The organism is Agrobacterium sp. NPDC090283 (assembly GCF_044769685.1).
Classification (GTDB): Bacteria; Pseudomonadota; Alphaproteobacteria; order Rhizobiales; family Rhizobiaceae; genus Agrobacterium.
In genome coordinates this window covers 116732-130150 of sequence record NZ_JBIVYG010000005.1, presented here as the reverse complement: position 1 = coordinate 130150, position 13419 = coordinate 116732, and the positions used below count along the sequence as shown (strand labels likewise).

Below are 13419 nucleotides of genomic sequence, written 5' to 3'. Positions count from 1 at the left end.
GCAGCCCCACCGGGAGGAACCCCTTGAGTGGAGGCCGGAGAAACCCGGCCGCCTGCCGGATCAGCCTTCGACCAGCTTTATCTTTTCAGCGGCCTGATCGAGCGCGGCTTTCGGCGTCATCTGCCCCGACAGTGCACCCTGGATGGCGTCCTGAATCGCCTTGGAAATCTTCGGCCATTCGGGTGAGGGGCCGCGCGGCTGCGCATATTTCAGCTGCTCCACGAAGGTCTTCAGCGCCTCATCCTTCAGCGCATTGCCGGTTGGAGGCACGGGAATATCCGAGCGCGCCGGCAATTGGCCGAAGTTCCTGAACATGTCCTTGTCCTTCGAGGCGAAGAACTCGATTGCCTTGAAGGCTTCTTCCGGATGTTTGGTCTTGGAGAAGATCGCCCAGTTATAGTCGCCCATGGCTGAAGACCGTGGGGCGTCGGGTGTGGGCACGGGCAGCAGGGCCACACCCCAGTCGAACTTGGCGTCCTTCAGCATGCGGTCGATTTCCCATGGGCCGGAAATGACCATGGCGGCGTTGCCGGCGTTGAAGGTGGCGGTGGAGTCCCACTGGCTGCGCGTCAGCGTGTCCGGTGATGCGAGCTTTTCATCCAGCATCAGTTTCCACGTTTCGAGCGCTTTGACGGCGCCCTCGGTATTGATGTTCTTGTAGGTTGCGCCCGCCATCTGCGCCCAGGGCAGGAACTGGAAGGTGCCTTCTTCATTCGCCTTGGCGCTGAAGCTGATGCCGTAAATATTTTTCGAGGGGTCGGTCAGCTTGCGGGCCGCTTCCACCAGCTCGTCCCAGGTCTGCGGCGGTTTTGCCGCATCGAGCCCGGCGGCCTTGAACAGGTCCTTGTTGTAATAAAGCGCGATCGTATTCGTCGCCTTCGGCACGCCGAAATATTTGCCGTCCCACATCACCGATTTCAGCGGCCCGGGAAAATAGTTTTCCGTCTTGATGACGTCCGACTTTGCGATCATGTCGGTCACGTCAAGAAAGGCGCCGCGGGCGGCGAACATGGCGTGGTTGGGGTTGTCGATGGCGATGATATCGGGCGCATTGCCGGTCGAATAGGCGCGCATGGATTCGCTCACCACATCATCGAACTGCAATTGCCGGTATTCGATCTTGATGCCGTTATTGAGCGCGTTGAACTCTTTGATAAGGTTCGGCGCGGGCTGGATATCACGATCCAGCGACCAGAGGGTCAACGTCACATCTTCTGCCTGCGCCGCAATTGCGCCGGCGGATACGCCCGCCAGCAGAAACGCGCCGGCCATCATGCATTTCGCGATACCCATAATCTCCTCCTCTTGGTTATCGTCTCTGCAATCTTCGAAAACCTTCTCCCAAAAGGCTTCCGTTATGTCGGGTCGACGACGAAATCGCCGCCGCGGCATTTTTTCAGATAGTTCAGACCATGCACCTGGCCCGTCATTTCCAGCGCGTCGCGGTAGACGGGGTCATGCCAGCCTTCGATGTCGATCGAGCCGGACCAGCCGGCGAGGCGCAGTTCGGAGATGATGTCCGTCCAGTTGCTGTCGCCGAAGCCCGGCGTGCGCATGAAGACGAATTTTTCCTTGCCGAAAATGCCGTGCTCGCGAATGACATCCCAGCGAATGGTCGCGTCCTTGCCGTGCACGTGGAAAATCTTGTCCGCCCATTTGCGGATCTGCGGCAGCGGATCGATGAGATAGACCATCTGGTGGCAGGGTTCCCATTCGATGCCGATATGCTCATCCGGCGTTTCATTGAAGATCAGCTCCCAGGCGTCGGGATTATGCGCGATGTTCCAGTCGCCGGTCTGCCAGTTGCCGTCCATGGCGCAGTTTTCAAAGGCGATCTTCACGCCCTTGTCTGCGGCGCGTTTGGCAAGCTCGCTCCAGATTTCCTTATATCGGGGAAGGCTTTCCGGCAGCGGTTTGCCGCGCAGCCGGCCGGTGAACCCGGCAACGCAGGTGGCGCCGAAATGATGGGCGTTGTCGATGCAGTCTTTCCAGCCCTGCAATGTCTGAAGGTCGATCTCGGTTTCCTCCAGCGGATTGCCGAACATGCCAAGCGTGCCGATGGTGATGTCACGGTCGCCGATCGCGTCAAGGCAGCGCTTGCCGAGTTCGGCGAGGTCCTGACCGTTGGTTGTCTGCCAGAAGAACGGCTCGAAGCTTTCGAAGCCGAGGTCGGCGATCTGGCCGATGCGTTCAGCCGCCTGGCCCTTGCTGGCGCTGACCATGGTGCCGATGCGGATGGATGTTGCCGGATTGCTCACGTCTTTCAGTCCTTATGCTGCAATGGAAACACGCTGGCCGAGGCGGGCGCTTTCAATCGCGCCGATCACCATGGCAAGGCTGTTGATGTTGTCGAAGGAGGCCGTTTCAGGCATCTCACCCGTGCGGATGGATTGAAGGAACGAGAGAATGACGCTGGCATGGCCGCGCGTATCCTTCTCGGAAACGGCATCGGAAACGTTTACGGTCTTAAATCCGCGCAAAAGCCCCTGGTCTTCGCCGGCCACGGAAGCGGAGAAATTGTCCTCCCCGTCCCAGAGGATCATGCCCTTGGAGCCGATCAGCCGCCAACGCGCTTCCCAGCTGGTCCGCTCGCCTTCGGCGCACCATGAACCGCGATAGGTGAAGACGACATCGTTGGAGAACTCGAAAATGGCGTTGGCGCTCGCCCCATGGGCATACCAGGAGCCGGCCGGGTTCTTCTCCACGCAAAAGACGGAGAGGGGTTTCTCATTGGCGACGAAACGGGCTGCATCGAAGGTGTGGATCGCCATGTCGAGAAGCAGAACGTTCTTCATTTCCTCACGGAAGCCGCCAAAATGCGGGCCGAGGAAGAAATCGCAATGAATGGCCGTCAGATCACCGATGACGCCGTCTTCGATGGCACGGCGCAGCCGCCGGATACCCGCCACAAACCGCCGGTTTTGCACCACGGCATGAATTTTCCCGGCTTTTTTCGCCAGCTCCACCAGCGTGGCGGCTTCCTGCATCGAGGCGGCCAGCGGCTTTTCGCTGAGCACATGGCACCCGGCCTCGAGACCGGCTTCAACCACGGCAAAGCGTGCCTGCGGGATGACGATGTCAAAAAGGATGTCGGCTTTCGTTTCGGCAAGAACCGCGCGAAGATCGGTGCCGATGACCGCGTCGGTGAGGGCGAATTCTTCTGCAAGCGCGCGGGCCGTGTTCTCGTTCAGATCCACCAGACCGGCGATCCTGATCGCACCGGCGATTTCCGGCGTGGATTGAATGGCGCGCAACCAGCCTTTGGCCATGGCTCCGCACCCGCATAAAACGGCATTAAATGTCATCTCATCTCCCCGGGCTCTTTCGCAAACTCCTCTTTGCGCAGAGCGTCGTAAACGTTTACGAGACTATGACGATGATGTTAGATATGTCAAGACCGTTAAGGGCGCGTCGATTGTGCGCTGGGGCATGGGAGGGGAATGCATGAAAGGAATCCGTCAGCTTGCCGATTATCTCGACATATCGATAGGCACCGTTTCCCGTGCCCTGAACGGCAAGCCCGATGTGAACGAAGAGACGCGGCGGCGTGTTCTGGAAGCGGCGGAAAAGCTTGGTTATGTCGCCAACCAGTCCGGCCGTAGCCTTAGGCAGGGAACCACCAATGTCATCGGCCTGATGACCGGCAGCGACGCGCAGACCGTGGAGAACTCCGACAACTTCTTCTTAGGCGTGACGGATGGCCTGCAAAGCGTGTTTTCCGGACATAATCTCGATCTCATCGTTCTGCCCTGTCCGGGGGAGGAGGATCCGGATGAATATCTGAAGCGCATGGTGGCGCGCCGCATGGTGGATGCGATGATCATTTCCGCCACCCGGCGCACCGACAAACGTGTGGATTTCCTGAAGCAGACCCGCCTGCCTTTCGTGGCGCTCGGACGGACCGCTTCCAGCGACAATCACGCCTGGATCGATCTCGATTTCGAGGGTGTCGCGAAAAATGCCGTCGACCGGCTTGCCGCCGCCGGGCATCGTTCGATTGCGGTGGCCGTGCCCGACAGCGATATCAATCTCGGTTACGTTTTTCTGGAAGGATACAGGCGCGCACTGGAGGACAATGGCATCGCCTATGATTCCTCGCTGGTCATCCGCGCGAAATCGAGCGAGCAGGGTGGTTATCACGCCGCCAGCGAGTGGCTGCAGATGCGGCCCCGGCCAACGGCGATCGTGCTGATCTACGAGCTGATGGCGGTCGGTCTTTATCGCCGGCTTGCGGAAGTGGGGCTGAAGCCGGGGCGCGATCTTGCCGTCATCGGCTTCCGCGATGGCCCGCGCGGCCAGTTTCTGGAACCGCGGCTGACCAGTTTCCGCATGTCCCTGCATGATCTCGGCGTGACGGTGGCGCAGACGCTGTTATCCACCATGCCGGCCTACGCGCCCTTTTACCCCGGTCAGGCCCGCCATTGCGTGTGGCCCATGCTGCTGGTGGCAGGCGAGAGCGACCCCGCGCCTGCTCCGCAGGCCGCTGTGCCCGGGGGCGTCAAAGCTTGAGGTCATCAATGCCGACGACACCGAAAGGATTGAATTTATATTCGTCTTCCTCATAGCGTGTATCGTCGGTGAGGCTGGCGCGACGATCCTTCACGACCGCGTCGACCCCGTCACGCGCCATTTGATCGGCGATATCGTCCATCAACGCGGCGATCTTTAACTGTTCGGCATTCGTGGACGGTTGATCCCCGTTTTTGGTAAAGCGCACATGCACATCGGGCAAGCCGATCAGGTGAAACCCCACGCTCGTCATACCCTCGGCATCGCCGCCTATGGGGCGACGTGCGAAAGCCAGACGGCAGATTCTCGCAAGCGCCATTTCGTCATTGGCAGCAGCTTCGCTGCGCGATTGCTCGAAGAGCTGCTTCCAGCGCCTTGCCCCATGCGCGACGCCCGCGCTTTCTCCCTTCACGGCGAGGGCGCCGTGATCAAGCATGTGCTGTACGAATCTGAGGGCATGTGTGGATGTCTTTACGGCTGTTCCGGCATCCATGGACGGGCCAAGCACATAAAGAACCGAGCCGTGCCCGGCGATGGCTTCCTCATCCGCCGGCTGGTAGGCATCCGGGTCGACGCGGTCCCAGCAGACATTGAAGGACCGTTCCATCCGGTCGTCCGGCTCATCCTGTGAATAATCCTCGTCGAGGCTGAAATCGGGGGCGAAACCATCGATAGCGGCGCGGGCGCTCTTCTGGAGCGCCGCCAGCCCGTTTTCGGGGCCGAGAAAACAGAGGATGTGTCGGGGTTTGTATTCGGAACGGGATTCGGCAAAGGCCGCTGACTTGCCCGGTGTTGCACCGAGAGAAGGCCTTGCCAGCACAAGGCCGCCCAGAAATGCGAGAACGCCACGACGCGCTGAATTCATACGATATCCCCGGCTTTCCAATAACAGGATGACGGGGTTTTACACCGGCAGATATGGTTCAGGCCATATGGCGTTCCATTTTTTTGGTGCCCCGGCATCAAGCCCGCCGAGGCCGGCTGGGCTGAAACGGTGCCGAGCCGCAGCCCGATTCCGTTTGTCGCCTTCAGCCGAAATGCCTTATTTCGTGGTGTAACCGCCATTGACGAGAATGGTCTGCCCGGTCATCCACCAGCCATCCGTCACGAGGAAGCGGATATAGGGAACGATGTCCTCGATATCGGTGAGACCGGTTTTCGAGAAGCCGGAAAGTGCGGCGGCACTCTTGTGATAGGCCTGCGCCTCCGGTGTTTCCTGACCGTAGAAGAACGGCGTGTCCATCGGTCCGGGGCCGATTGCGGTCACGGAGATACCGCGTTCGCCAAATTCCTTGGCCGCGGCGCGGGTAAAATGCTCCACCGGGGCCTTGGTGCCGGCATAGCTGGCGTAAAACGGCGTGAAGGCACCTAAGAGTGATGTTACGAGGGTGCAGATCTTGCCGTTGTCACTGACGTGACGGCCGGCCTGTTGCAGGAAAAAGAAGGCCGACTTGGCGTTGACGGCAGTCATTTCGTCATATTCGGCTTCGGACGTGTCGAGGATCGGTTTCTTCAGCACCTTGCCGACGGTGTTGATGGCGATATCCGGGCGGCCAATGGCGGCAACTGTATCGGCAAACAGCTTTTCGACCGCACCTGCCGTGGTGAGATCGGCCTGAAGGGCGACGGCCTCGGCGCCGGTTGCTTTCACGGCGGCCACTGTTGCTTCGGCATCGGCCCTGGTTGCGGCGCTGTTATAATGGATGGCGATGGCGCCGGCGCCCTGGCCGGCAAAATCGCGGGCAATCAACCCGCCGAGATTTTTCGCGCCGCCGGCGATGATGACGGTTTTGCCCTTGAGGGAATGGTCTGTCATGGGTCGGCCTCCTTTTGCCGGTGTCCGGTCACGCTGATGACCGCTTTCGTTGTGGCAGGATATCGTCTAGCATTACGTGATAAAGGCGCTTATTCTGACATAACTTGTCAGAAAATCCGCACAATGGGGTGTTTCCGGTTGGACCGTATCGACCTGTTCCGTATCTTCACGCGCGTCGTTGACTGCGCGAGTTTCACTCGGGCCGCCGATACGCTCGGCATTCCGCGCTCCTCGGTTTCGGCGGCGGTGCAGGAACTGGAAGGACGCATCGGTGCGCGGCTGCTGAACCGCACGACGCGCAAGGTCTCGCCAACCGAGGACGGTTCGGCTTTTTACGAACGGTGCCAGCGGCTGATCGCCGATGTCGAAGATGCGGAAAATCTCTTCCGGCAGACGGCGGCGCAGCCTTCGGGACGCTTGCGGATCGACGTGCCGGGCCGGATCGGCCGGCTGGTCATCGCGCCGGCGCTGCCGGAATTTCTCGACCTTTATCCGCAGATCGACATAGGCCTCGGCGTGACCGACCGCGCCGTCGATCTGGTGGAAGACAATATCGATTGCGTGCTGCGCGTCGGTCCGCTCAGCGATTCCGGCCTGATCGCGCGGCCGATCGGCAAGCTGCCGCTGGTCAATGTCGCAAGTCCCTCTTATCTGCAGCGTTATGGAACGCCGAAAACGCCCCACGATCTCTCCCACCACTGGGCCGTCAATTACGCTTCGCCCTCCAGCGGGCGCGTGGAAAATTGGGAATGGCTCGAGGGAGAGGTGCTGCAATCGGTTTCCATGCAGGGCCGCGTTACCGTCAATAATGCCGAGGCCTATATTGCCTGCTGTCTCGCCGGTCTCGGCTTGATCCAGATACCGGCTTACGACGTCAGGCCGCATCTGGAGAGCGGCGAACTCATCGAGGTCATGCCGGCCCATCGGGCCGAGCCGATGCCAATGGCGTTGCTTTATCCGCATCGCCAGCATCTTTCTCGACGATTGCAGGTCTTCGCGGACTGGCTGGAAGCGTTGCTCCGGCGGCGGCTTCTTTAGCCGACGACACCAACCGGGTTATTTCATCGGCAGGCGGCGCGCGCCGTCATGTCGCACGCATTGCTCAGATGTAATGCAGCTGACGCTCGGCGACGGTGAGGGTGACGTGCTGGCCGGGCGGCGGGTAAAGCGCATCCTGCGCGCTTGCATGTTCGACCTTGAGCGCCACGCCGGCCGCATCCAACTGGTAACGGACCGTGGGGCCGACGACGCTGATGTCTTTCACCTCTGCGGTGAAGGCCACGCCAGTTCCGTCTCCGGCATTGCCGATGGTGAAGGCGTGCGGGGGAATGATGCAGGTCCGCTCGAAGCGGTTGCCGGTGATGCGTGACATGTCTTCGGCGGTGATGATGTTGGCGTCACCAATGAAACCGGCGACGAACAGGTCGGCCGGTCGGTAATAAAGCTCCTGCGGCGACGCGGTCTGGGCGATGCGGCCGGCATTCATCACCGATATGCGGTCGCCCAGCGACAGGGCCTCGTCCTGATCGTGGGTGACGAGGATGCTGGTGAGGCCGCTTTCGCGCTGAATGCGTTTCAACTCATCACGCAGACGCTTGCGGATCTGGGCATCGAGCGCGGAAAGCGGTTCGTCCAGCAGAAGCAGCTTGGGTTCGAGCACCAGCGCGCGGGCAAGCGCCACGCGCTGTTTCTGTCCGCCGGAGAGTTGGTGCGGCCGCCAGTCGGCACGGTCGCTGAGGGAGACGGTTTCGAGCGCAGCGGAGACCTTGTCGTCGATGGTCTTTTTTGCCAGCCGGCGCTGCTCCAGACCAAAAGCGAGGTTCTGCCGCACCGTCATATTGGGAAAAAGCGCATAATGCTGAAACACCATGCCGATGCCGCGATCCTTCGGCGGCAGGGTATCGATGCGCCGGCCGTCGAGCGTGATCGATCCGGACGAGGGCGAAACGAGGCCGGCGATGGAGCGCAGCAATGTCGTCTTGCCGCAGCCGGACGGCCCCAGCAGCACATGCATCTCACCCGTATCGATGCCAAGCTCGATGGCGTCGAGAACGGTGGCGTTGCCATAAATGGCGCTGATATTGTGGATCGCGAGATGGGTCATGATGCACGCTCCGTTTCCGGGACCATCCGAAAGGCGATCAGGGTAAAGGCAAGGATGAGCAGGAAATAGAGAATGACGATGACGCTGGTGATACGGCCGCTGAGGCTGCGCTGGGCGAACATGTACATTTGCAGTGTCTCGAAATTGCCGCCGACCAGCATCTTGGCGTAGACGAATTCGCTGAACAGCGTCGCGAAATTCAGCACGATGGCAACCGCGATGGATGGCAGGATGCTGGGCAGGACGACGCGCCGTAAAATGGCGAGGTCGCTCGCGCCGATCAGCCGTCCGGCATCCAGAAGCTCGTTGATGTCGAGGTTGCGCAGGCCGTTCTTCACGGCGATGTAGAACATCGAAAAGCAGAGCGGCACATAGGTCAACACCAGTACCAGCGGTGAGCCGCCGATCTGCAGCGGCGGTGCGGAAAATATCCTGAGATAACCGACCACGAGAATGATGCCGGGTGCGGCATAGGGCAAGATCACCAGCCGTGCGAACCAGCGGTCAAGTGAAGGCCAGTAGATATGGGCGGAGACGACGGCCGGGACGATGATGAGGGTCGCGATCGTCAGGGCAGCTGCGGCAACCAGGGTGGAACGCAGCAAAGCCGCATGGAAACGCAGGTCCGACAGGATGGTGACGAAATTATCCGCCGTCAGCCCGGCCGGCAGCAGGGTTCCCGACCAGTCGGTCGCCACCGCATTCAACATCGTCGCCAGCAGCGGCGATATCATGATGAGCGCCATCAGCCACAGAAACAGGCTTGTGCCTTTGAAACCATGCTGCGTCATCGGCGCTTTTCTCCCGCCAGAATCTGGCTTGCGGTGATGGGCACGAGAAGCACGACCAGAAGGCATATGGCGATGGCATTGGCGAGATTGGGATCGGAGAAAATGTCACCGGAGACCAGTTCGCTGATGCGGATGGTGACGACATTGATGCTCGTGCCCGTCAAAGCGAAGGTCGTCGCGAACGTGCCCATGGCGTTGGCAAAGAGCAGAATGGCGATTGCCAGCAACTGCCGTGCGACGGTGGGCAGGCCAATCCTGAGCCAGAACCGCAGCTTGCCGACGCCAATCAGCGCCGCTGCCTCTTCGATATCCTGACCCACGGCGGCAAGTGCCGGCGTGATCAGCAGCGTGGCCAGCGCCACTTGAAAATAACAATAGGCGATGATGAGCCCGGTAAAGGAATAGACGTTAAAATCGTCTATCAGCCCCAGTTCCTTCAGCAAAAGCGTGAACATGCCGTTCAGCCCGAAGAGGAAGATGAGCGCCATGGCGAGCGGTACGCCAGCGAAGTTGGCGCCAATATTGGCGAAGGCCATGACGATGCGGCGCGTGCCACCCGATCTTGCCCGCAGCGCCACTGCGACCAGAAAACCGAGAACGAGACCCGTTCCCGTGCTGATGAGCGAAATGGTCGTCGTGGTCGCGAATGACTGAAGATAAAAGGCATCCGTGAGAATGGTGCGGTAATTGGCAAGCGACAGCGCACCGCCGGCGAAAAAGCTGTCAGTGATGACGCTCGCCAGCGGCCAGAGGACGAGAATGGCGATCACGCCGAGAAACGGCGCTGCCAGCAGCCGCATTTTGCGGTTCTGCACGCTCATGCGGATAACAGCCCCTGCGGCACGGTCAGGCCATGATCGGGAATGGCGAGAAGCGTGCAGATGAGCCCGGCAATATCCGTCTGTGCAGGCTTCGCATCCGCAGCCGGCGTAAAGGCCTCGCCGAATGTATAGAACGGCACGAGAGCCTCGGTCTCATGCGGCCCGCCGTGATTGCCGTCATCGCTCATGCCGTGATCGCTGGTGACGATGATATTGTAACCCGCAGCGCGCCAGGCCGGCAGATAACGCGCCAGGAGATCGCCGGCGTTACGGGCGGCGTTGCGATATTCCCGCGAGCTGCCGCCATGTTTGTGGCCTTCATTGTCGATATTCATCGGGTGGATCAGCAGGAAATCCGGGCCATGCCGGCGCAGCAGAACATCCGCATCGGCAAAGACATGGTCGTCCGGATAATGATCGGCCCAATAAAACGAGCCGTGATGAATGCCGCCATCGAAATTTTCGATATGGCGGAATTCCGGGGAGAAGGGCGCCTGATTGTAAAGTTCGAAATACCAGTGATAGGCGGAGGCGGCGGTGGTGCGGCCGGCCGCACTTGCCAGCGAGAAGACATTGGGAAAGCGGGAACGGCGAACCACGCCGTTGCTGGTGACACCATGAACCACCGGTGGTAGTCCGGTCATCAGCGTTTCGTAAAGCGGCCGCGAAATCGACGGCAATTCGCTGCGCACGGCGCGGATACCGGCCTTTCCGGCCGTTACCAGACCTTCCATATATCCGAGGCAATCCCGTGCCGTCGCATATCTGAGGCCATCCAGCAGGATGAAGATCGTCTTGTGCATCGCTTTCGTCTCGCCTGTTTGTGGTTCGGTTTGCCCGAGCACTTTTTAGCATGTTCCGCGGGCTCGATGCCCGCGGAACAGTCGTTCGGTTTTCAGGCCGGTTGCCCGATTACATCTTTGGGGCGACGCTGGCGCGCCAGAGGTTGACCAGCTTGCCGGCGGCCTGGGTCCAGACGGCGGCATTGATCGGACGGGCCTTGGCATATTGTTCCGAGGGCAGCAGGCGCGCCTTGGCTTCCGGCGGAAGGGTAATGCGGTCGACGCGGATCGGACGGGCGTAACCATTGGCCAGGTTGATCTGGCCGGCATCGCTGAGGATATATTCGCGCGCCAGCTTGGCGGCATTGGGCTGCTTGGAGAATTTGTTGATGATGGTGGCGTAACCGCTGGTCACCGAACCATCCGAGGGAATGACGACCTTGAACTTTTCGCGGCCAACCACATCGCGATAGTTGAGGGCGTTGAAGTCCCACATCGGCGCGACCTGGATTTCGCCCTTTTCCATCGTGGCGGGGTTTGCGCCATTGGCCAGCAGGCGGCCTTTTTCCGCCAGCTTGGCGAAGAGGTCGACGCCCGGCTGGAGGTTTTCCTCACCGCCGCCCATGGCGATGGCGGCGGCCAGCACGGCGGCGTTGTCCTGCGCGCCGGAACCGACATTGCCGAGCGAGACCTTGTAGTCGCCCTTCAGCAGATCGGCCCAGGAAGCGGGCGGGTTCTTGACATCGGCGGAGATCAGGAAGGCGATGGTGCCGGTATAACCGATGACCCAATGGCCGTCCTTGTCCTTGGCCCAGTCGGGGATCTGGTCCCAGGTCGTGGTCTTGTAGGGCTGGGTAACGCCGCGTGCGACAGCGATTGGGCCGAATTCGAGGCCGACATCGCCGATGTCAGCCGTGGCATTGGCGCCTTCATTGGCGAACTTGGCGATCTCTTCGCCGCTGCTCATGTCCGTATCGGCGTGTTTCAGGCCGTATTTTTCGGTCAGCTGGTTCCAGGTGTCCTTCCAGTTCGCCCAGCCGTCCGGCATGCCGACGCTGTAGATGGCGCCTTCTTTACGGGCAGCGGCTTCGAGGGCCGGGACATCCTGCGCCTGGGCGGCGAGGGGAAGGGTGAAAACGGTGAGAAGGGACAGGGAGAGGATGGAATTTTTCACGGGGCTTGCTCCTTGGTCTAGACCAGTTGCATGCTCATTATCGGTTCGCTATGACAGGCCAATGACGGTTTCAGCGCAGACGGAAACACGCCCGCGATTTTTTGACGGCGACAACGAAGGGCGACGATGTTGGGCAAGGGAACGGTGAGCGAAAACAGGGGTATCGACCCAAGCCGGCGCGGCGGACTGGAGCGGCAATTGCGGCTGGCCATCGCCGCGGGCGAGGTGGTGAAGGACGGCCGTCTCCTTTCCGAGCGGCAATTGATCGCACGATATGCCACGACGCGCATTACCCTGCGCGAGGCGCTTTTCCATCTGGAAATCGACGGGCTGATCTTTCGGGAAAGCCGGCGCGGCTGGTTCGTTTCCGGACCGCGCCTCATCTACAGCCCGCTGCACCGCTCCCACTTCCATCGCATGGCGGCCGAGCAGGGGCGCTTTGCCGAAACGGTGCTGGTGGAGGCCGAGGCCGCAGCCTTGCCAGAAGAGCTTGCACCCCTCATGCGCTGCGCGCCGGCAACGCCTTTCTGGCGCATCCGCAGAAAGCGCAGCATCGACGGCCGGCTGGTGCTTTTCGTCGAGCATTATCTTTCAATGGAGATTTTCCCTGATATCGTGAAACACGACCTCACCCGGTCGCTCACGACGATCTATCAGGACAGTTACGCCGTTACCTATGGTCCGGCCTATTTCGAAATTAACCCCGTCGCTTTACGGGGATATCCGGCCCATCATCTCGGTTGTAGCGAAGGGGCCTATGGCCTGAAGATCACCCGCGTCAATCAGGACCAGCATGGCCGCATCATCGATTGCGACCTCGAATATTGGCGTCATGACGCCATATCGGTCAGGGTGGAAACCGGTCCGCAGGATCAGCCTTCGAGCTGAGGTCCGGAGAGATATCGGACCGGCTGCCCTCGTCAGCCGCCATATTGGGCGTCTGTCACCTGCTCCATCCAGTCCACCACCTTGCCGTCTTTGACTTCCTGAAGCGCGATGTGGGTCATGGCGACATTGGGGGCTGCCCCATGCCAGTGCCTTTCGCCCGGCGCGAACCAGATGACGTCACCGGGACGGATTTCCTCGATGGGACCGCCCTCGCGTTGTGCGCGGCCAAGGCCGGATATCACGATCAGGGTCTGCCCGAGGGGATGGGTGTGCCAGGCGGTGCGGGCGCCAGATTCGAAGGTGACCTGTGCACCCTGCACCCGTTCCGCGTCAAAGGGGTTGAAGAGGGGATCGATGCGGACCTGCCCGGTGAACCAGTCATCGGGACCCTTGGCCGATGCCCGGGTTCCTGCGCGCAATATTTCCATGGCCATTCTCCTGGCTGATATCGTGCGGCGATTTGAGGCGGGAATTCGCCTCCTGTCCAGAGGGGAGTAAAAAACCTATCAAGCGGACAGTTCCAAAAACGCTTCT

The 13419-nt window shown here is 60.6% G+C and carries 14 protein-coding genes; 3 read left to right on the top strand and 11 right to left on the bottom strand.

Annotated features, from left to right (window positions below):
* Positions 1-60 precede the first annotated feature (60 nt).
* From ACIQUH_RS09830 to ACIQUH_RS09820, 3 genes are all read right to left on the bottom strand, one after another.
* The gene (locus ACIQUH_RS09830) at positions 61-1293 is read right to left on the bottom strand and encodes an ABC transporter substrate-binding protein (RefSeq protein ID WP_400814275.1); all 1233 of its coding nucleotides are present in this window, start codon (positions 1291-1293) and stop codon (positions 61-63) included.
* A 62-nt stretch (positions 1294-1355) separates the two neighbouring features.
* On the bottom strand, positions 1356-2258 hold the full coding sequence (locus tag ACIQUH_RS09825) for a sugar phosphate isomerase/epimerase family protein (RefSeq protein WP_400814273.1): 903 nt from the start codon (positions 2256-2258) through the stop codon (positions 1356-1358).
* Between the two features lie 12 nt (positions 2259-2270).
* Positions 2271-3305, bottom strand: a complete 1035-nt coding sequence (locus ACIQUH_RS09820; RefSeq protein WP_400814270.1) for a Gfo/Idh/MocA family protein — start codon at positions 3303-3305, stop codon at positions 2271-2273.
* Positions 3306-3444: 139 nt separating this feature from the next.
* On the opposite strand from ACIQUH_RS09820, the gene ACIQUH_RS09815 reads away from it, so the two are divergent.
* The gene (locus tag ACIQUH_RS09815) at positions 3445-4509 is read left to right on the top strand and encodes a LacI family DNA-binding transcriptional regulator (RefSeq protein WP_400814268.1); all 1065 of its coding nucleotides are present in this window, start codon (positions 3445-3447) and stop codon (positions 4507-4509) included.
* Here the strand turns inward: ACIQUH_RS09815 and ACIQUH_RS09810 are convergent.
* Positions 4499-5374 carry a hypothetical protein gene (locus ACIQUH_RS09810; RefSeq protein ID WP_400814266.1) on the bottom strand — a complete coding sequence of 292 codons (876 nt, stop codon included), beginning with the start codon at positions 5372-5374 and terminating at the stop codon, positions 4499-4501. The genes ACIQUH_RS09815 and ACIQUH_RS09810 overlap by 11 nt on opposite strands.
* 177 nt (positions 5375-5551) lie before the next feature.
* Complete coding sequence (locus ACIQUH_RS09805) at positions 5552-6325, bottom strand: SDR family oxidoreductase (RefSeq protein WP_400814264.1); 774 nt, start codon at positions 6323-6325, stop codon at positions 5552-5554.
* Between the two features lie 138 nt (positions 6326-6463).
* Between ACIQUH_RS09805 and ACIQUH_RS09800 the strand changes: the two genes are divergently transcribed.
* Positions 6464-7363: a LysR family transcriptional regulator gene (locus tag ACIQUH_RS09800; protein ID WP_400814262.1), complete on the top strand. Its 900-nt coding sequence runs from the start codon at positions 6464-6466 to the stop codon at positions 7361-7363.
* Between the two features lie 64 nt (positions 7364-7427).
* Here ACIQUH_RS09800 and ACIQUH_RS09795 read toward each other — a convergent pair whose 3' ends face one another.
* The 5 genes from ACIQUH_RS09795 to ACIQUH_RS09775 all read right to left on the bottom strand — a co-directional run bounded on the left by ACIQUH_RS09795 (position 7428) and on the right by ACIQUH_RS09775 (position 11997).
* Complete coding sequence (locus tag ACIQUH_RS09795) at positions 7428-8429, bottom strand: ABC transporter ATP-binding protein (protein ID WP_400814260.1); 1002 nt, start codon at positions 8427-8429, stop codon at positions 7428-7430.
* Positions 8426-9220, bottom strand: coding sequence for an ABC transporter permease (locus ACIQUH_RS09790; RefSeq protein ID WP_400814258.1), 795 nt, complete (start codon positions 9218-9220; stop codon positions 8426-8428). The genes ACIQUH_RS09795 and ACIQUH_RS09790 overlap by 4 nt, the downstream gene beginning before the upstream one ends.
* On the bottom strand, positions 9217-10041 hold the full coding sequence (locus tag ACIQUH_RS09785) for an ABC transporter permease (protein ID WP_400814256.1): 825 nt from the start codon (positions 10039-10041) through the stop codon (positions 9217-9219). Before ACIQUH_RS09785 ends, ACIQUH_RS09790 begins: the two co-directional genes overlap by 4 nt.
* A complete protein-coding gene (locus ACIQUH_RS09780) occupies positions 10038-10844 on the bottom strand; it encodes an alkaline phosphatase family protein (protein ID WP_400814254.1) in 807 nt (268 codons plus the stop codon). Before ACIQUH_RS09780 ends, ACIQUH_RS09785 begins: the two co-directional genes overlap by 4 nt.
* 109 nt (positions 10845-10953) lie before the next feature.
* Positions 10954-11997 carry an ABC transporter substrate-binding protein gene (locus ACIQUH_RS09775; protein WP_400814252.1) on the bottom strand — a complete coding sequence of 348 codons (1044 nt, stop codon included), beginning with the start codon at positions 11995-11997 and terminating at the stop codon, positions 10954-10956.
* Between the two features lie 126 nt (positions 11998-12123).
* Between ACIQUH_RS09775 and ACIQUH_RS09770 the strand changes: the two genes are divergently transcribed.
* Positions 12124-12885 carry a UTRA domain-containing protein gene (locus tag ACIQUH_RS09770; RefSeq protein WP_400814250.1) on the top strand — a complete coding sequence of 254 codons (762 nt, stop codon included), beginning with the start codon at positions 12124-12126 and terminating at the stop codon, positions 12883-12885.
* A gap of 32 nt (positions 12886-12917) precedes the next feature.
* Here the strand turns inward: ACIQUH_RS09770 and ACIQUH_RS09765 are convergent, their stop codons facing one another.
* Positions 12918-13313: a cupin domain-containing protein gene (locus ACIQUH_RS09765; protein WP_400814247.1), complete on the bottom strand. Its 396-nt coding sequence runs from the start codon at positions 13311-13313 to the stop codon at positions 12918-12920.
* Between the last annotated feature and the right edge of the window lie 106 nt (positions 13314-13419).

Coding starts and splice junctions, on each gene's coding strand:
- ACIQUH_RS09830 (WP_400814275.1), bottom strand. CDS start 1,293: ATGGGTATCGCGAAATGCATGATGGCCGGCGCGTTTCTGCTGGCGGGC.
- ACIQUH_RS09820 (WP_400814270.1), bottom strand. CDS start 3,305: ATGACATTTAATGCCGTTTTATGCGGGTGCGGAGCCATGGCCAAAGGC.
- ACIQUH_RS09815 (WP_400814268.1), top strand. CDS start 3,445: ATGAAAGGAATCCGTCAGCTTGCCGATTATCTCGACATATCGATAGGC.
- ACIQUH_RS09810 (WP_400814266.1), bottom strand. CDS start 5,374: ATGAATTCAGCGCGTCGTGGCGTTCTCGCATTTCTGGGCGGCCTTGTG.
- ACIQUH_RS09805 (WP_400814264.1), bottom strand. CDS start 6,325: ATGACAGACCATTCCCTCAAGGGCAAAACCGTCATCATCGCCGGCGGC.
- ACIQUH_RS09795 (WP_400814260.1), bottom strand. CDS start 8,429: ATGACCCATCTCGCGATCCACAATATCAGCGCCATTTATGGCAACGCC.
- ACIQUH_RS09790 (WP_400814258.1), bottom strand. CDS start 9,220: ATGACGCAGCATGGTTTCAAAGGCACAAGCCTGTTTCTGTGGCTGATG.
- ACIQUH_RS09785 (WP_400814256.1), bottom strand. CDS start 10,041: ATGAGCGTGCAGAACCGCAAAATGCGGCTGCTGGCAGCGCCGTTTCTC.
- ACIQUH_RS09780 (WP_400814254.1), bottom strand. CDS start 10,844: ATGCACAAGACGATCTTCATCCTGCTGGATGGCCTCAGATATGCGACG.
- ACIQUH_RS09770 (WP_400814250.1), top strand. CDS start 12,124: ATGTTGGGCAAGGGAACGGTGAGCGAAAACAGGGGTATCGACCCAAGC.
- ACIQUH_RS09765 (WP_400814247.1), bottom strand. CDS start 13,313: ATGGAAATATTGCGCGCAGGAACCCGGGCATCGGCCAAGGGTCCCGAT.